Origin of the sequence: Maribellus luteus (genome assembly GCF_003576475.1) — a bacterium.
Classification (GTDB): Bacteria; Bacteroidota; Bacteroidia; order Bacteroidales; family Prolixibacteraceae; genus Draconibacterium; species Draconibacterium luteum.
In genome coordinates, this window is record NZ_QWGR01000013.1 from 70,178 (window position 1) to 88,395 (window position 18,218).

Annotated in this window: 14 protein-coding genes; 13 read left to right on the plus strand and 1 reads right to left on the minus strand. The window is 45.9% G+C overall.

Going from position 1 to position 18,218, the window contains the following annotated elements; genetic code table 11:
• The first annotated feature begins 14 nt into the window (after nucleotides 1-14).
• From menB to D1614_RS18240, 12 genes are all read left to right on the plus strand, one after another.
• Nucleotides 15-836, plus strand: a complete 822-nt coding sequence (menB, locus tag D1614_RS18180) for a 1,4-dihydroxy-2-naphthoyl-CoA synthase (RefSeq protein WP_119439403.1) — start codon at nucleotides 15-17, stop codon at nucleotides 834-836.
• 5 nt (nucleotides 837-841) lie between these two features.
• On the plus strand, nucleotides 842-1,735 hold the full coding sequence (locus D1614_RS18185) for a 1,4-dihydroxy-2-naphthoate polyprenyltransferase (protein WP_119439404.1): 894 nt from the start codon (nucleotides 842-844) through the stop codon (nucleotides 1,733-1,735).
• The gene (locus D1614_RS18190) at nucleotides 1,735-2,805 is read left to right on the plus strand and encodes an o-succinylbenzoate synthase (protein ID WP_119439405.1); all 1,071 of its coding nucleotides are present in this window, start codon (nucleotides 1,735-1,737) and stop codon (nucleotides 2,803-2,805) included. The genes D1614_RS18185 and D1614_RS18190 overlap by 1 nt, the downstream gene beginning before the upstream one ends.
• 187 nt (nucleotides 2,806-2,992) lie before the next feature.
• On the plus strand, nucleotides 2,993-4,063 hold the full coding sequence (locus D1614_RS18195) for an AMP-binding protein (RefSeq protein ID WP_162304557.1): 1,071 nt from the start codon (nucleotides 2,993-2,995) through the stop codon (nucleotides 4,061-4,063).
• Nucleotides 4,064-4,716: 653 nt separating this feature from the next.
• Nucleotides 4,717-5,367: a 3-keto-disaccharide hydrolase gene (locus D1614_RS18200; RefSeq protein ID WP_119439407.1), complete on the plus strand. Its 651-nt coding sequence runs from the start codon at nucleotides 4,717-4,719 to the stop codon at nucleotides 5,365-5,367.
• A gap of 390 nt (nucleotides 5,368-5,757) precedes the next feature.
• Nucleotides 5,758-6,660 (plus strand): EamA family transporter, encoded by a 903-nt coding sequence (locus tag D1614_RS18210; protein ID WP_119439409.1) that lies wholly within the window; start codon nucleotides 5,758-5,760, stop codon nucleotides 6,658-6,660.
• 130 nt (nucleotides 6,661-6,790) lie between these two features.
• Nucleotides 6,791-8,098, plus strand: coding sequence for an alpha-L-fucosidase (locus D1614_RS18215; protein ID WP_119439410.1), 1,308 nt, complete (start codon nucleotides 6,791-6,793; stop codon nucleotides 8,096-8,098).
• 152 nt (nucleotides 8,099-8,250) lie between these two features.
• Nucleotides 8,251-8,853: a GFO_1088 family ECF-type sigma factor gene (locus D1614_RS18220; protein WP_119439411.1), complete on the plus strand. Its 603-nt coding sequence runs from the start codon at nucleotides 8,251-8,253 to the stop codon at nucleotides 8,851-8,853.
• A gap of 26 nt (nucleotides 8,854-8,879) precedes the next feature.
• The gene (locus D1614_RS18225; protein WP_119439412.1) at nucleotides 8,880-9,410 is read left to right on the plus strand and encodes an anti-sigma factor family protein; all 531 of its coding nucleotides are present in this window, start codon (nucleotides 8,880-8,882) and stop codon (nucleotides 9,408-9,410) included.
• Nucleotides 9,411-9,495: 85 nt separating this feature from the next.
• Nucleotides 9,496-9,999 (plus strand): DUF4252 domain-containing protein, encoded by a 504-nt coding sequence (locus D1614_RS18230; RefSeq protein WP_119439413.1) that lies wholly within the window; start codon nucleotides 9,496-9,498, stop codon nucleotides 9,997-9,999.
• A gap of 105 nt (nucleotides 10,000-10,104) precedes the next feature.
• Nucleotides 10,105-10,875, plus strand: coding sequence for a DUF432 domain-containing protein (locus D1614_RS18235; RefSeq protein ID WP_119439414.1), 771 nt, complete (start codon nucleotides 10,105-10,107; stop codon nucleotides 10,873-10,875).
• Between the two features lie 164 nt (nucleotides 10,876-11,039).
• Nucleotides 11,040-11,885, plus strand: coding sequence for a mechanosensitive ion channel family protein (locus D1614_RS18240; protein ID WP_119439415.1), 846 nt, complete (start codon nucleotides 11,040-11,042; stop codon nucleotides 11,883-11,885).
• 1,538 nt (nucleotides 11,886-13,423) lie between these two features.
• On the opposite strand, the gene D1614_RS18250 is transcribed toward D1614_RS18240, so the two are convergent.
• Nucleotides 13,424-15,547, minus strand: a complete 2,124-nt coding sequence (locus D1614_RS18250) for a M3 family metallopeptidase (RefSeq protein ID WP_119439417.1) — start codon at nucleotides 15,545-15,547, stop codon at nucleotides 13,424-13,426.
• Between the two features lie 176 nt (nucleotides 15,548-15,723).
• Between D1614_RS18250 and pheT the strand changes: the two genes are divergently transcribed.
• Nucleotides 15,724-18,210, plus strand: coding sequence for a phenylalanine--tRNA ligase subunit beta (pheT, locus tag D1614_RS18255; RefSeq protein ID WP_368077845.1), 2,487 nt, complete (start codon nucleotides 15,724-15,726; stop codon nucleotides 18,208-18,210).
• The last annotated feature ends 8 nt before the right edge of the window (nucleotides 18,211-18,218 follow it).

Below are 18,218 nucleotides of genomic sequence, written 5' to 3' on the forward strand. Positions count from 1 at the left end.
AACATTACACAGATATGACAACAAGAAATTGGGAAACCATCAAAGAGTTTGAGGAAATTAAGTTTGAATACTGGGAAGGCATTGGTAAAATTACCATTAACCGTCCGCGTTACCGCAATGCTTTCACCCCCGACACAACGCGTGAAATGTGTGAAGCAATGGTGATTTGCCGTGAAAACCCGGACATTTCGGTGGTGGTTTTCACCGGCGAAGGCGACAAAGCTTTTTGCAGTGGCGGCGACCAGAACGTAAAAAGTACAGCCGGTTACATCGGGAAAGACGGTGTTCCGCGTTTGAACGTCCTCGACCTTCAGAAACTGATTCGTTCCATTCCCAAGCCGGTAATCGCCATGGTGAACGGTTACGCGATTGGCGGCGGCCACGTACTGCATGTGGTTTGCGACCTATCAATTGCGTCTGAAAATGCCATTTTCGGGCAAACCGGTCCTAAAGTGGGTAGCTTCGATGCCGGTTTCGGATCGTCGTACCTCGCTCGTGTGGTAGGTCAGAAAAAAGCCCGCGAAATCTGGTTCCTTTGCGAACAGTATTCGGCACAGGAAGCCCTTGAAATGGGCCTCGTAAATAAAGTTGTACCATTCGAGGAACTGGAAAACGAAACCGTTCGCTGGGCGCAAAGAATGATGATGCACAGTCCGCTGGCACTTCGCATGATCAAAGCCGGGTTGAATGCCGAACTCGATGGTCAGGCAGGGATTCAGGAGTTGGCCGGAAACGCCACCATGTTGTACTACATGACAGAAGAAGCTCAGGAGGGAAAAAAAGCATTCCTGGAAAAACGCAAACCCGATTTTTCGAAATATCCTAAAATGCCGTAACATCCGTGAAATTACGTGTCTGGATCAGTGCATTTCGTTTACGAACCCTCCCGCTGGCGCTTTCGTGCTCGGTAATGGGGAGTTTGCTGGCTTTGTCGCAGGATAAATTCAGGTGGATCATATTTTTGCTGACGGTGTCAACCACGCTGTTTTTGCAAATTTTATCGAACCTGGCCAACGACTACGGCGACACTGTTAGCGGGGTCGACAACGAAAACCGACTGGGGCCGCAGCGGGTAACACAATCAGGCAAGGTCAGCCGAAAGGAAATGCGCATTGCCATCGGCGTTTTTGCCTTTCTTTCGCTGGTTTCCGGTTCGCTGTTGATTTTCCTTGGGCTGCAAAACATCACGCAAATCATACTTTTTTACGTGTTTGGGATCGCTTCCATTATTGCCGCCATCAAGTATACCATCGGGAAAAATCCATACGGATACGCCGGCTTTGGCGATATCTTCGTATTCATCTTTTTTGGATTGATTGGCGTGGCCGGAACTTATTACCTGCACACGCACGAGTTTTCTGCCTGGATTTTACTGCCAGCCTCGACGATCGGTCTGCTTAGTTCGGGGGTTTTAAACCTGAACAACATGCGCGACATCAAAAACGATTCAGAGAGTGGAAAACATACGCTGGTGGTTCGCCTGGGACAAAAACGAGCTAAAGCTTACCACTTTACGTTGGTTGTTGTGGCTATTTTACTGAGCGTAGCGTACACGGTGCATTTTTACAACTCGGCTACTCAGTGGGTTTACCTGCTTACACTTCCGCTTTTTGCCTGGAACCTGGCAGTTGTAGCCCGGAACTCAGAGCCGCAGGCGCTCAACAGCGAGCTTAAAAAGTTATCGCTGAGTACCTTTCTTTTCTCCATCGTTTTCGGACTTGCAATGGTGTTGTAATGCTCAAAGCTGAACTCAGATACAAAGAATTTATTTACCGGCGACCGGCAACTACTTCGCGTGGCACTTACACGCAAAAAAATGTCTGGTTCATTTTGTTGTTTGACGAAGACCATCCGCAGGTAAAAGGAATCGGTGAGTGTTCCCTATTCCCGGGCTTAAGTATCGATGATCGTGAAGATTTTGAGCCAACGCTGAAAGAAGTGGTAGCTTCCATCAACCGGGGAACGTTTGATTTTGCCACTCCCCTTCTGGAGTTTCCATCCATCCAATTTGCATTGGAAACAGCACAAAAAGATTTGCAGGCTAACGGTACAAAACTGCTTTTCCCATCGGCATTTACACGCGGTGAAGATTTTATTCGCATAAACGGACTCATCTGGATGGGCGACCGCCACGATATGGAAAAGCAGATCGACCAGAAACTTTCGCAGGGATTTAGCTGTGTGAAAATGAAAATCGGAGCGATCGGTTTCGAAGATGAATTCGAGGTACTAACCCAACTTCGCAAACGATATCCGGCCACAGATCTCGAAATCAGGCTTGATGCCAACGGAGCCTTTTCACCGGCAGAAGCACCGGAGAAATTAAAGCGTCTGTCTGAGTTAACCGTCCACAGTATTGAACAACCCATCCGGCAGAGACAGGCCGAAGAAATGGCAAAGCTCTGTGCCAAATCACCCATCCCGATTGCATTGGATGAAGAGCTGTTGGGTATTTTTTCGATGAAAGAAAAAGAACAGTTATTGGATGAAATTCGCCCGCAATACATTATACTTAAACCAGGATTACTGGGTGGTACAAAGCTGAGTAAAGAATGGATCAAAGCTGCCGACCAGCGAAGTATAGGTTGGTGGATCACTTCTGCGCTGGAAACCAACATCGGGCTGAACGCCATTGCACAGTGGACCTACACCCTGCAAAAAGATATGCCGCACGGATTAAGTACCGGCGCCTTGTTTGAAAACAACATCGAATCGCCGCTAACTTTGCAGGGAGAAAGGCTTTTCTATTCTCCGGAGCGGCAATGGAGGTTAGAAGGACTGAGGGAAGATGGATTGAAGGACTGAGGGAAGATGGATTGAAGGATTGAAGGACTGAAGGACTGATTTCGATTTTAAGAATACTGTGCTTGGTTGGATCAAATGCAGGAATGCATAAATGATTTAATAAAAGAACTTCGTGGTTCTCTGTGCCTTCTCAGTGCTCTCTGTGGTAAAAAGGTTGTGAAGTGAAGGATTGAAAAATAAGCTGAAATTGAAAGAAGAAATTAAAATAACAATTGATGGTCGGCAGCTGGTTGGCGAAGAGCTAGAGCAATACTGTCATTCTCAGCTGCAAGACGCTACGGTTCAGGAATGGGAAAAGAAAATCTATTCCTTCATCCTCGACTGGATCAGCGATACTCCTTTCATTGTTCAAACATCTTCCGGAACAACCGGACAGAAAAAAGAATTTCATCTTTCCAAAGAAACAATGGTCGCGTCCGCCCGGAAAACCTGTGATATTCTGGGGATCACATCTGAACAGACCGGGTTGCTTTGCTTACCTCTTGACTACATCGCCGGGAAAATGATGATTGTTCGCGCTTTTGTTAGCGGCATGAACCTGCTGATTGCCGATCCCAAAGGGACTCCCGACTTGAGTTCGTATGAAAAGATCGGATTCTCCGCCCTGGTTCCCCTGCAGGTTTTTAATCTGCTAAATGCCGGAGATTCACTCAAAAAAATAGAGCGGCTTATCATTGGCGGTGGCGAAATAAACACCGAACAGGAAAAGCAACTAAGTCAATTGCCCAATGCCATTTATGCGACCTATGGAATGGCAGAAACCTGTTCGCATGTGGCCTTGCGAAGGGTAAACGGTCCGGATAAAAGCAAGCTATTTAGGGCTATTCCGGGAGTTCATTTTGAAGTGGATGAAAGAGATTGCCTGGTGATTCGTGCTGACTATCTGGAAAATCCGATCGTGACCAACGACCTTGTTGAGTTTATCAACACCCACACTTTCCGCTGGCTGGGCCGCTTTGACAACCTCATCAATTCGGGAGGGGTTAAAATTGTACCGGAAGAATTGGAAGCGCTCCTTTCAAAAACAACCGGTTTAAGCGGTGCTTTTATTGGGATTCCCGATACCAAACTGGGATCGAAGCTGGTACTGGTGCTGGAGCAGAAGCAAAACATGGCTGAGCCATCCGCTATTTTGGAAGAACTGAAAGGAAAACTTCCCAAACATCACCTGCCAAAAGAAATTTTCTATGTGAAAGAATTGCCGCGCAACGCATCTTTCAAACTCGACCGGAATAAGATCAGAAGTCTGCTTGGATAATAAAACTCTTGATTTTATCAGCCCTTAAACAACTTCACCTTTCCGGTAGTAATATGATACGTTCCTTCGCGTAATTTTTTCACCCTTAAATATCGTATCCCCTCTTCCAAAAGGTACTCTGAATCATTTTTCCGTCGAACAGCCATCTCAGCAAAATCGCCTAAGTAAAGAACAGACAATCTTGTATATTAAAAAGTTAATCGGGGAACCAGTAATTCTTTATCAACATGATGACAAAAATAGCAACGCCAGCCGGCCTCGGCCGGTGAGCCGAAAAATCAGTAAGGACGGCGTTAAGAATCGTCCTTGTTTGAGCGAGGAACGAGCGAGTTTGGACGATTTAGCCGTTCGAACGCCAATTTTTCGTGTGAAGCGGGCGCAGCCTTGAACTTTTTTGCTTCGTTTTTTGGTTCAAGCCAAAAAATGAAGTGGGGTTTGGGCAAAGCACTTGTGTTCGTTGCATTGAAATATTGAGTGAATGATTATTCTCTGACATTCTCAGGAAAATACAACCCAAGCAAGTCGAGCATAAGAATAAAAGCAATTTCCGTCAAACACCCCCTTCATTTGCCACCTAAGTAAATTCCGTTTATATTTGAACATCCCGCTATTGGCGGTACAGTTTTATCCATTAACTATTAAACCAACAAAGTATGCAAACCAAAAGTATTGTAGTATTATTTGTACTCGGCCTGCTCTGCAGTTGCCAGCCCAAATGGCAAGCCCTGTTCAACGACGATCTTTCAAATGCCCTGGATGTTAACGGCGTATGGTCTGTTCAGGAAGGTATTCTTACTGCATCGGAAGACGCATGTTTATTCACAAACGCGGAATATGAAAATTTTGTGGTCGATCTCGAATTTAAAAATGAAACCGGAACAAACAGCGGGGTGATCGTATATTGTACCGACCGAGAAAACTGGATTCCCAATTCGGTGGAAGTACAAATCAGCGACGACCAGCACTTTAAAGACCAAGGCTGGAACCCAACTTTTATGTGTGGCGGAATATTCGGGCACCTGGCGCCAAGCTCCTCATTGGTAAAACAACCCGGAGAATGGAACCATATGAACATCCGGTGCGAAGGGCAACAGATCACGGTTACCCTGAATGGGGAAGTTTCTGCTGATATGGACATGGCGCTTTGGACCAGCGGCACCAAAAATCCTGACGGAACAGACATCCCGTCGTGGCTGCCTAAACCATTTGCTGAACTCCCGACCAAAGGCTACATCGGCTTCCAGGGAAAACACGGAGAGGCAAACATCTATTTCAGAAACATTAAAATTTCTCCGATAAAATAACTGGAAGAGGAATAATATTTATACGAGAAAGCTGGAAGCCGGGGCGTATTTCGTTCCGGCTTCTTCTTTCAAAACATTGAACTCCTGAGCATTTAACACTCTTCTGATTTACTTAGTGTATGACAAATTTCCTTCACTGCGAAATCTCTGTGGTCCTCTGTGTTTTTTTCTCTGTGGTACTCTGTGGTTTCCTTGATCTTTAACCGCAGAGAACACGAAGTCTTTCACAGAGGTTTGCAGAGTTTTTTTATTTCTTTTATTCTGAAACAAAAAGGAAATCTCTCGTACACCCGATTCCCTTCTTATATAAAGATTAAGCTTTCCTTTCAATTGCCAACCTAAGTAAAGTGTTCGCGCCAACTTAGATAGCTTTGCGCCAAAATTCAGCATATGTGGGTTGCGCTTGCATTAATTTCAGCGGTATTACTGGGCTTGTACGACGTACTCAAAAAGCTTTCGTTAAACGGAAACGCTGTTTTACCGGTGCTGTTTCTGTCCACCATTACAGCTGCTGTAACCGTTGCCCCCTTTGTTGTTGGATCGGTTTTCTTTCCCGATCTTTTTCAATCCATCCAGATGTATGTTCCGCCCGTAAGTGCACACGAGCATCTGTTGATCTTTATAAAATCGGTGATCGTGGTTGGCAGCTGGATTTTTGCTTTCCACGCCATGAAAAACCTGCCCATTACCATTATCTCTCCCATTCGTGCCACCGGCCCGATCTGGACATTGATCGGCGCCATCCTAATTTTTCACGAACACCTCAACCTGCTTCAATGGACGGGCGTTGCCATTACCCTCGTTTTCTTTTACCTGCTTTCTACGGCAGGAAAACTGGAAGGCATCAATTTCAAACGAAACGTCTGGGTATTTTGCATCATAGCCGCAACACTTTTGGGCGCTGCCAGCGGTTTATTCGACAAGTACCTCCTCCGCCGCATCGACCGGCTGGCGGTTCAGGCCTGGTTTTCGTTTTACCAGGTGGTGGTGATGTTGCCCGCAATTGCCCTGTTTCGCTGGCGCAACCCCCAACAGGAACGGCCGCCTTTTGAATGGCGCTGGAGCATTCCGCTGATTGCGATTTTCCTGCTTTTTGCCGACTACATGTATTTCTACGCGCTCAGTATCCCCGATTCGATGATCTCCATTGTTTCAGCCTTGCGGCGCGGCGGTGTTTTGGTTGCTTTTTCAGTGGGAGCCATTCTTTTCAGGGAACACAACATCAAACGCAAAGGGATTTACCTGCTCGGAATACTTTTGGGAATTCTGATCATCAGTTACGGGTCGCGTTAATTTCACCCAACAAAAACGATCACAGTTTCCAGTACCTGTGCTGATGCTGTCCTTGCCACGAAACATATTTTCCGGCAATGCATTAATTTGTATTTTGCGATCAATAATTTTCACAAAAACAAATTATCACATGAAGAACTTAACCAGCCTACTCCTGATTATTCTGCTTTCAGGAAGCAGTTTATTTGCCCAATCTGCCTATCAACCCACAGCGAAAAATATTGAAAACCGTGAGTGGTTTCAGGATGCTAAATTCGGCTTATTTATTCATTGGGGCGTTTACTCCATACTCGGAGACGGAGAATGGGTAATGAACCAGCAAAAAATTCCGATCCGCCAGTACCAAAAGCTTCCGGCCTTTTTTAATCCGACCGAATTTAATCCGGCCGAATGGGTGGCAATGGTCAAAAAAGCCGGGATGAAATACATTACCATTACCAGCAAACACCACGACGGTTTTGCGATGTATGATTCCAAGGTCAGTAATTATGACATTATGGACAGTACACCTTATAAAAAAGATGTGTTGAAAATGCTGAAGGAAGAATGTGACAAACAGGGAGTGAAGCTTTTCTTTTATTATTCGCAACTCGACTGGCATCACCCCGATTATTTTCCTCTTGGCAGAACCGGCCAGGAGTATACCGGCAGACCCGAAAATGGAAACTGGAAAAGCTACATCGACTACATGAACACACAACTTTCTGAACTGCTGACCAACTACGGCGAAGTGGGCGGAATTTGGTTCGATGGCATGTGGGACAAGAAAGATGAAAACTGGCACCTGGACGAAACTTACTCGCTGATTCACAAACTGCAACCCGGTACTTTGATTGGCAGTAACCACCACCTGGATCCAATTTCCGGCGAAGATTTCCAGATGTTTGAACGCGATCTTCCCGGAGAAAACACCATGGGCTTTAACCAAACCGGAACCATTTCGGAACTTCCGCTGGAAATGTGCGAAACCATGAACGGCTCGTGGGGATTTAACCTGCAGGATCAGAAATACAAATCATCTCAGAAGCTGATCCAGACCATGGTAAAGGCAGCGGGTTACGGAGCCAATTTCCTGTTAAACACCGGCCCGATGCCCAACGGAAAAATTCAACCCGAAAACATTGACACCCTGATGGTGATGGGCCAGTGGCTTGAAAAATACGGCGAAACCATTTACGGCACGCGCAAAGGCCCGATTCGCCCGCAGGAATGGGGAGCCACCACGGTTGACAAAGACGGCAATGTGTATATCCACGTGCTGGAAATGCAGGACGAAGAACTTTTAATCCCTTCGTTGCCGGGTAAAATTAAATCGGCAGTTTATTTTGACGGCGGCGAAAAAGTGCAGTTCAAGAAAACAGAGGATGGCATATTACTTACAATCCCGAAGGAAAAAAGAGACAAAATTGACACCATACTGGTTTTGAAGTTAAGCTGATTTTCAGCAAAACATATAGCATACATAGGCGATAAATCCGGGCAATGTCCCGGATTTTTTATTCTCCCCTCTTTCAACTTTACAAAAAACATCTTTCTTTCAAAAAATTCTTTATTCCGATGTAATGCTTTTCGGGAGCCGACGTCTTAACTTTGAAAACAACAAACAAGAAGCAGAAAAGCAAACAAAAAAGCATGGTTGCCCGAGATTTTAAAACGAGTGTACTACCGGTAAGCAAAAAACTGCTGCGCTTTGCCACCCACTTCCTGAAAGACGAGGATCTGGCACGCGACGTTGTTCAGGACGTGTTCCTGAAGCTGTGGCAGAAAAGGGAAACACTCGCTGAAATCGAAAACATGGAGGCCTTTGCCATGCGAATGACACGCAACCACTGCATCGATACAATAAGAGCCAACCGGGTTGTACCGATCGATGCAGACACTGACCGGAAGCTGAAAGAAGAAACGGTCGATGTTCATTCAAAAGTTGAATTAAGCGAATCAGCCGGACAAATCCGGAGGCTGATCGACCGGCTGCCCGACCTGCAGCGCAGCGTAATGCACATGCGCGACATTGAGCAACTGAGTTACGACGAAATTGCTGATATTACCGGATTACAGGTGAATGCGATCAGGGTGAACCTGTCGCGGGCCCGAAAAAAAGTACGGGATGAATTTTTAAAAATGAATGACAATGAAACGAGCATATATACAACCAACGCAAAGGGAGGAAAAAACCATGCGAGTTACATATGATGCCGATGAAATAAACAATTAATCACATGAAAACCGAAGAAGTAAAAATTTTATTGCAACGTTACTTTGACGGCGAAAGCACCGATGCCGACGAAAGAATGCTGGAAGCCTATTTCCAGTCGGGAGAGGTAGCCGCCGAAGTAGCTGAATATGCCGAGTTCTTTGGAGGAATTTATGAGTTGGCCAACTTAGCCGACGACCCGACCATTGAAGAAGATGTAATGGATTACATACTGGAGAACGAGCACCGCGAAAAGACCCGGTACCGTTCGATGTGGAAGGTGGTAACCGGGATTGCGGCTTCTGTGATCATTGTTTTGGGAGGATTCCTGCTTTACCAGGAGCAACAGAAATCCTTTAAAGATACGTTCCAGGATCCGGACGAAGCCTACGCCTACGCCACCAAAACGTTGGAGTTTGTTTCAGGGAAATACAGCAAAGGCTTGGCCCAGCTATCCAATTTCGACATGTTGCACAAAGCTTCAGACCCGATAAAAAAAGGAACAGAGCCCGTAGTGGAATTCTACGACGAGTTAAACAAAATAGAAAAGCATTAACAAATAAAACATACCTGCCAACCGGTAGCTAGCAACCGGCAGGCGGAGATATAAAAGAGTAATAACAAGTAAAAAATAAAACGTCATGAAAAAGTTAATATTAGTATTGGCATTGATACTGCCACTCGCAGTGTTCGCACAAAAAGACCCGGTTGACAAGTTGTTTTCCAAATACGCCAACCAAAAGGGATTTACCACGGTTAACATTTCCGGAAAACTACTGGGCTTTGCCGCTCAGATCGATACCGGCGATGAAACCACCAAGGATCTGCTATCCGGTTTGAAAGGCATCCGTGTGCTTTCGGTAGAAGACGATGAACTCAACAAGAAAATAGATTTCTACAAGGAACTGGAGGCCGACGGTTTCTTCAAAAACAACGATTTTGAAGTGCTGATGGAAGTAACCGAAGAAAATGAAGTTGTCCGCTTCCTGGCACGCGACGCCGGCAACGGAAAAATCTCCGATCTGCTGCTCGTGGTTGGTGGCGACGACAATGCCCTGATCAGCATCAGCGGAATCATTGATCCGGAAAACATCGGCAAAATCACCAAAGCCGTAAACATCGATGTGGGCGACAAGTTTGAATAGCCTTTTTCAGCAAATAATTAAGAATCCGGGAACTATCCCGGATTTTTTTTGCCCTGTAGTCTTCTGTTTTCAAAATTTTGTACATTTAGTTTTCAATTCATATTCATGGAAAAAGAAACGATCTTTCGAAAACAAAGCATACAACCCGGGGACACAGCACTGCTACCCTGTAACAATTTTCTGATAGGCGCAAAACGGGAAAAAGAAGGCTGGTTTTTACGCGTATTTGAAGAAAACACCGACCCGGCCACCATTCAAAAGGAAGAAATCAGCTCCGGGGAATATTTTCAGTCGGGAAAATCGAACAGCCTTGTGATCAGTCCGGCACTTCCATCAAAACCGCTGGTTTTTAAAGGCAATAAAATGATGATTTCGCCCCACCAGCGAATGACTTTCTTTATTAAAATCCCGCTGGTGCTGCAAGTCTATTTCTCGAAAGTGCAGGCCGAAAACCTGTTAAAGGAAATCCCGTCGGCCCGTTTATCCGACACCTGGTTTGGAGAGCCCGACAGCGGCGTTCCGGCCTACTCGATTGGCAACGAATACTTTCTTTCTTTTTCTGACATGAAAGTTTCGGAATACGAAGCCATCTGCCCGATCAGTATTTTCAACGACTGGAATCAAACGCTGGAAGCACAACGCCTGATCATAAAAACAGATAACCTGCCCCTTTACAAAAACAACAACCAGCTGGTAACAGGCGTGGTAAAACTCGAATACAAAGGCCAGGACAGCATAAGTTCGGTGGCCTACGGAACCTCGAAACAATTTCACGGAGAAAACCCCGAAACGGTGGCCAAACCGCGAACAAACGACTTAAAAGGTTTGTTAAAGGCAAACTTTCACTTTATCAGAAATATTTACAGATTTGAATAATGAAACGAGCATAAGAAGGTAACTATTTTCATGGGTGGCATGCAAAGGCCCCTTGAATATTCTGCTGACAAAAGAGAGCGAGTTACATGGCCGGCAGCACCTTAACAAAATACCACCACTCGTCAATCATTGAAAATACTTCACAAAAAAATAATTAGATACGAATGAACTTTGACTGGTCAAAATACTTTAACGCAGAAAACCTCGAAAACCTGATTGTTGCACTGATAATTATTGCCATTGGCACGGTAATCATCTATGCTATCCAGTCGCTTGTGAAACGGCTGCTTCCCAAATCCATGTCGAAACAACGGCAAATGATCGTTACCCGCCTGATCAATTATACGGGCTATATAATTCTGGCCTTTGTTGTTATTGCTGAAATGAACATCAACCTGACACCGTTTTTCGGAGCTGCCGGAATTATCGGAATTGTGCTTGGTGTAGCCTCGCAAACCAGCATTGGTAACATTGTCAGCGGCTTTTTCCTGGTATCTGAAAAATCATTCGAGATTGGCGATGTGGTCAGAATCGGTGACAAATCGGGCGTGGTTTACAGCATCGACCTCTTGTCCATAAAAATCAGAACATTCGACGGCCTGTTGTTACGCATACCCAACCAAACCGTGATCAGTTCAGAAGTGATTAACGTGACCAAATTCCCCATCCGAAGGCTCGATTTTAACATTGGCGTTGCTTACAAAGAAGACCTGAGAAGAGTAAGAGAATTGCTGGAACAAATTGCAAGGCAAAACCCACTGTGTCTCGACGAACCCGAGCCGCTGATCGTTTTCAAAGAGTTTGGCGCCAGCAGCATCAATATACACCTGGGGGTTTGGTTTGAAAAAGCCAATTACCAGGCGGTTAAAAATTCCGTTTTTCTGGACGTTAAAGAAACATTTGACCGCGAAGGCATTGAAATCCCCTTCCCGCATGTTACGCTTTACACCGGCGAAGTTACCAAACCTTTCCCCATTGTAAAAAAGGAAGATACGGAAGCGAAAGGATAAAGAAAGTTGCGGTTCCCTGAATCACGAAAGTGGAATGAAAAGCTAAAGCTGCACCCTGAAACGAAAAATGCTTGAATGCATAAATGCTTTAATGCTGGAATAAGCCACGAGTTTTCCATTTAGTGAATATTTACTTCTACAGATGTCATCGCTGTTTACTCTTAGTGAATGCTTATTTCTTCGGATGTTATCGTAGTCTCCTCTTAGTGAATGCTTATTTCCTCAGATGTCATCGTTGTTTCCTTTTAGTGAATGCTTACTTCTTCGGATGTCATCGTTGTTTCCTTTTAGTGAATGCTTATTTCCTCAGGTGTCATCGCTGTTTCCTTTTAGTGAATGCTTACTTCTTCGGATGTCATCGTTGTTTCCTCTTAGTGAATACTTACTTCTTCAGATGTCATCGTTGTTTCCATTTAGTGAATGCTTACTTCCTCAGATGTCATCGTTGTTTCCATTTAGCGAATGCTTACTTCTTCGGATATTCATACCGGCTGTAAAATTCGGTGATACAGTGCTGCTATATTTTGCTCGAAGCTAGTAGTTCAGTGTTCAATGTTCAGAGTTCAGAGTTGAGCTCTTCGCCCTTCGCTCCATGCTCCATGCCCTTTGCAATTTGACAATTTAGCCCAGCTCACAGCACTTCCCATTTGTCCCCATTCAGGGGGACGAGGAATTCCGGAGGCTTCGACGACGGAATGACGGAGGGGGTGCAACAGTCGCAGTTTGCAGGGATTGAAGGACTGAGTGTTGCAGTCGCAGTTTACAGTCTCAGTATTCAGTTAAAGTATAGTACGTGGGAAAAACTCGAAGCTCGAAGCTCACAGCTCGCAGCTCGTTTTGCAATTTGACAATTTCCTTCGAAAGAGTTGGCTTCGCACGCTCGCCATGACATCAAAGCGGAGGTGTTCGGGCAGCGGACAGCAGCTGACAATTTTAAGTTACGACACCCTATGTCCGCTGCCAAACGAAAACAAAACCGGACGTCATTGCGATTCGTCCGGCAGCCGACGGACGGAGAAGCAATCTGAAGGGTTTTGCGGTACTGCCGTATTGCTGTGATGCTGTATCTTGCTCGAAGCTCGCAGCTTGTTGTTCAGAGTTCAATGTTCAGAGTTGAGCTCTTCGCCCTTCGCTCCATGCTCCATGCCCTTTGCAATTTGACAATTTAGCCCAGCTCACAGCACTTCCCATTTGTCCCCATTTAGGGGGACGAGGAATTCCGGAGGCTTCGACGACGGAATGACGGAGGGGGTGCAACAGTCGCAGTTTGCAGGGATTGAAGGACTGAGTGTTGCAGTCGCAGTTTACAGTCTCAGTATTCAGTTAAAGTATAGTACGTGGGAAAAACTCGAAGCTCGCAGCTCGTTTTGCAATTTAACCGTTTTACAATTTAGCAATAGCCAGAAGTCCGGTGTTGCCGTGTTGCCGTCCTGCTGTAGTCTACTTGCGACTTGAAGCTCGTAGCTCACAGCTTTTCAAAAAAAAACGTCGTGCCCGGAAAGGACACGACGTTTTGATATCGTTTTTTGAAACAACGGCTACAAGAGTCCGCGTTTACGCAAAAGTGGTTCTTTCGAAGGATCCTGTCCGCGGAACGTACGGTACACATCCATACCATCGTATGCACCGCTGGTTTCAAGCAGCGTGCGGAATTTGGCCGCATATTCCTTGTTGAAAATATCACCGCTTTGTTTGAATGCATCGTAAGCATCGGTGTCGAGCACCGCCGCCCAGATGTACACATAGTAACCGGCCGAATAACCATCGCCCGAGAAAATATGCGAGAAATAGGTGCTGCGGTAGCGCGGAACAAACTCCGGAATCAAACCGATGGCGTCCATCGCGTCTTTTTCAAACTGATTTACATCCGCAATATCCGTATTTTCAGTAGTATGGTAATCCATATCGAGCAGGGCAGCAGCCACGTATTCGCCTGTTACAAAGCCCTGGTTAAAAGTACCGGCTTTCACCAGTTTGTTCAGCAATGCATCCGGAATGGTTTCTCCCGTTTGGTAGTGCTTGGCGTATACTTTGATCACTTCCGGATCGGCCGCCCAGTTTTCCATGATCTGCGAAGGCAATTCAACAAAATCGCGCGGAACGCTTCCAATGGTGCGGTCGTATTTGCCGTCCACAAACATAAAATGCAGGGCATGTCCGAATTCGTGGAAGAAAGTCTCCACTTCGTCAAAACTCAGCAAAGCCGGTGCATCACCTGCCGGGCGTGTAAAGTTCATTACAATTTCGCCAATGTAAGGCATGCGTTTGCCGTCGCGGTAAGTAACATCGCGGAAACCGGTTGACCACGCTCCCACTTTCTTTCCGTCACGCGGATGAAAATCCATGTACAACACAGCCAGGTGCGAACCATCGGCTTCCAGCACTTCGTATGCTTCAGCTTCTTTATGATAGGTCGGAATATCGTCGCGTTTTACAAATTTCAATCCGTACAGGTTTTCCACTACATAGAAAATTCCTTCTTTAACGGTTTCGAGGCTGAAATAAGGTTTCAGTTCAGCTTCGTCCAGGTCGTATTTTTCTTTGCGCAGTTTTTCGCCATAGTACCACCAATCCCACGATTCGATTTTGATGTTAGCTCCCTCGCGGTCGGCAATCGCCTGCATGGCTTTTACATCTTCCTGGGCCATTTTCAGCGAAGGCTCCCAAAGTTCCATCAGGAAATTCGTGATGTTTTCGGGTGTTTTCGCCATGTTTACATCAGCCTTGTAAGCCGCAAAATTGGTAAAGCCCATCAGTTTGGCTTTCTGGTCGCGCAGCTTTACAATTTTTTTGATGATCTCTTTGTTATCGCTTTCATTGTCGTTGTTACCACGCATAAAATAACCGCGGTACAGTTTTTCGCGCAGCTCACGTTTTTCAGAAAATTGAAGGAAAGGTGTCCAGCTTGGTTTGGCCATCGTGAAAACCCATTTACCTGTTTCGCCAGCTTTTTCAGCTTCAGCCGCAGCACCTGCAATTACATCTTCCGGCAAACCGGCCAGGTCTTCTTCCTTGTCAATAACAAGTTTGAAATTCTTGTTGGTTTCGTTCAAAAGGTTTTCACCAAACTGAAGATACAACATCGACAATTCGCCATTGATGCCTTTTAGCACTTCCTGGTTTTCGGGCGAAAGGTTGGCACCGTTGCGCTCAAAATCCTGGTAATATTTTTCAGTCACACGAATTTGCTGGTCATCCAGTCCCAGTTCATTCCGGCGGTCGTAAATCGATTTGATTTTTTTGAACAGCTCGGGATTCATCGAAATCTCATCACGGTTTTTCGACAACATCGGCGAAATTTCGCGGGCGGCTGCCTGCATTTCGTCGTTGGTATTGGCGCTGCTAAGCGGGTAAAACACCCCGGTAACTTTGTTCAGCAAGCTACCCGATTTATCCAGGGCCAGGATCGTGTTTTCAAAAGTCGGTTCGTCGGTATTGGCTACCAATGCTTCAATTTCGGCTTTTTGTTCCTCGATACCTGCCACTACAGCGGGCACATAATGTTCTTCTTTGATCGCTTCAAACGGCGGAACCCCAAAAGGCGTGTTCCACTCGGTAAAAAATGGATTTTCCATGTCAGTTTTACTTTCTGTTTTTTGGTTTTGGCACGAAACAACCGCCAAACCGGCTAAAACAACAATTAAGAGCAGTTTTTTTCTCATACAACTTCAGTTTTATTTTGAAAGCCGAAGATAGAAATTAATCAAACAACCACTAATGACAGAATTCAAGGTTTCCTGCATTCATTTGGAAATCATTTGATGAAGGTTTAAGAAATAAAGGGCAAAGCACACTTTCAAAGACACAACTTTCCCATCATCGGATAAAATCCTTACTTTTGTCGCGTTTAAAAAACGACAAAAAAACATTCAAAATGAATATATCGTATTCCTGGCTAAAAGATTACATCAAACTGGAGCAAACACCACAGGAAATTTGTGACATTCTGACCCAAACCGGGTTGGAAGTAGGCAGTGTGGAAGAAGTGGAAACCGTAAAAGGGGGTTTGCAGGGACTCGTTATTGGCGAAGTGCTGACCTGTGAGAAACACCCGAATTCGGACCACCTGAGCCTTACCACCGTTAACGTGGGCACCGGCGAGGTACTTCCGATTGTTTGCGGCGCGCCGAACGTTGCCGCCGGACAAAAAGTAGTGGTGGCTACCGTGGGTACCACTCTGTATGACGGCGACCAGGAGTTTACGATCAAAAAATCAAAAATCAGGGGCGAAACGTCCATGGGGATGATCTGTGCCGAAGACGAAATCGGCCTGGGTACCAGCCACGACGGGATTATGATTCTTGATCCCTCGGCAAAAGTGGGAACGGCTGCCAAAGATTATTTTAACGTGGAGTCGGACTATGTAATTGAAGTAGACCTGACGCCCAACCGGATTGATGGTGGCTCGCACATTGGTGTGGCCCGCGACCTCGCTGCATTTTTAAGCAAAACACAAGAGATTCAATACACCAAACCTTCGGTGGAAGAATTCAAGGTCGATAATCACGACCTGGAAATTCCGGTGGAAGTGCGCAACCCGGAAGCTTGTCCGCGTTACGCCGGTGTTACCATAAAGGGAGTGGAAATTAAGCCGTCGCCCGAATGGTTGCAGAACCGTTTGAAAATGATTGGCCTCTCTCCCATCAACAACGTAGTTGACATTACCAACTACGTGCTTTTTGAAGCCGGGCAGCCGCTGCACGCTTTCGATGCAGATGAAATTACCGGTGGAAAAGTGATTGTGCAGACTTTGCCGCAGGGCACCAAATTCACCACGCTCGACGAAGCAGAACGCGAACTGAATGAAAACGACCTGATGATTTGCAACGCCGATGGCGGAATGTGTATCGGGGGTGTTTTCGGCGGTATCCAATCGGGTGTAAAAGAAAGCACACGCAATATTTTTCTGGAAAGCGCTTATTTCGATCCGGTTTATATCCGGAAAACAGCCCGTCGTCACGGTTTAAACACCGACGCATCGTTCCGTTTCGAACGTGGTGTGGATCCCAACAATACCATTTACGCGCTGAAACGTGCGGCCATGTTGATCAAGGAAATTGCAGGTGGCACGATCTCTTCTGAAATTGTGGATGTTTATCCGCAACCGATCGAGGACTTCAAAGTGGATATCACGTACGCCAACGTCACCCGACTGATTGGGAAAGACCTGGGCGCTGATACCATCAAAAAGATACTGACTTCGCTGGAAATGAAAATCACTGCCGAAAATGAAAACGGGCTTTCGTTGCTGGTTCCGCCTTACCGTGTGGATGTGAAACGCGAAGCAGACGTGGTTGAGGACATCCTGCGAATTTACGGCTACAACAATATTGAAATACCTACCCAGGTAAATGCCTCGCTGCAAACGGCGGAGAAACCAAGTCCTGACGGTGTTAAAAACCTGGTTTCGGAAATGCTGACAGCACGTGGCTTTAACGAAATCTGGTCGAACTCGCTAACCAAGGCATCTTATTATGCCGATCTGAGAGATTTCAACGCTGAGAAAACCGTGATGATTCTGAATCCGCTGAGTGCCGATCTGAACGGAATGCGGCAGACCTTGCTGTTTGGAGGCCTCGAAGCAATTGCCTACAACGCCAACCGCCAGAATAAAAACCTGCGCTTCTACGAATTTGGCAACTGTTATTTTTACAAGGGAACACAGCTAAAAGACCAGCCGGCCAACAACTACTGGGAAGAAAACCACCTGGGAATGTTTGTTACCGGAAATAAGGAAGCCGAAAACTGGACAGGCAAAGAACAAACCACCTCGTTTTACGAGCTGAAAACCTATGCTGAAAACATTTTGAAACGGCTGGGCTTGCTAAACCGCAACCTGGATGTAAAAGATGCGGAAAGCGAGCTTTTCTCGGATGGCTTGACCTACAGTTACAACAATAAAACAGTACTGGAATTGGGTGTTGTAGCCCGTCCGTTCCTGAAGAAATTTGACATTGACCAACCGGTTTACTATGCCGATTTTAACTGGGACAATGTGTTCAGTGCGCATAAAAAACACACCGTTCTGTTTGAGGAGTTATCCAAATTCCCGGCTGTTCGTCGCGACCTGGCTTTGCTGATCGACAAATCGGTGAAGTTCGACCAGATCAAACAAATGGCTGAGAAAACCGAACGCCAGTTGTTACAACAGGTCGATTTGTTTGATGTGTACGAAGGTAAAGGCGTGCCCGAAGGAAAGAAATCCTACGCGGTTAGCTTCATCCTGCGCGACAACAACAAAACATTGAACGACAAGCTGATCGATAAAACCATGCAGCGTTTGATCGCCGCATTCGGCCGTGAGTTGGGAGCCTCGTTGCGTTAATCACAAAT

Bases quoted from the DNA above. Each gene is read 5' to 3' on its own strand.
- menB (WP_119439403.1), top strand. From the start codon at position 15: ATGACAACAAGAAATTGGGAAACCATCAAAGAGTTTGAGGAAATTAAG.
- D1614_RS18190 (WP_119439405.1), top strand. From the start codon at position 1,735: ATGCTCAAAGCTGAACTCAGATACAAAGAATTTATTTACCGGCGACCG.
- D1614_RS18200 (WP_119439407.1), top strand. From the start codon at position 4,717: ATGCAAACCAAAAGTATTGTAGTATTATTTGTACTCGGCCTGCTCTGC.
- D1614_RS18210 (WP_119439409.1), top strand. From the start codon at position 5,758: ATGTGGGTTGCGCTTGCATTAATTTCAGCGGTATTACTGGGCTTGTAC.
- D1614_RS18215 (WP_119439410.1), top strand. From the start codon at position 6,791: ATGAAGAACTTAACCAGCCTACTCCTGATTATTCTGCTTTCAGGAAGC.
- D1614_RS18225 (WP_119439412.1), top strand. From the start codon at position 8,880: ATGAAAACCGAAGAAGTAAAAATTTTATTGCAACGTTACTTTGACGGC.
- D1614_RS18230 (WP_119439413.1), top strand. From the start codon at position 9,496: ATGAAAAAGTTAATATTAGTATTGGCATTGATACTGCCACTCGCAGTG.
- D1614_RS18235 (WP_119439414.1), top strand. From the start codon at position 10,105: ATGGAAAAAGAAACGATCTTTCGAAAACAAAGCATACAACCCGGGGAC.
- D1614_RS18240 (WP_119439415.1), top strand. From the start codon at position 11,040: ATGAACTTTGACTGGTCAAAATACTTTAACGCAGAAAACCTCGAAAAC.
- D1614_RS18250 (WP_119439417.1), bottom strand. From the start codon at position 15,547: ATGAGAAAAAAACTGCTCTTAATTGTTGTTTTAGCCGGTTTGGCGGTT.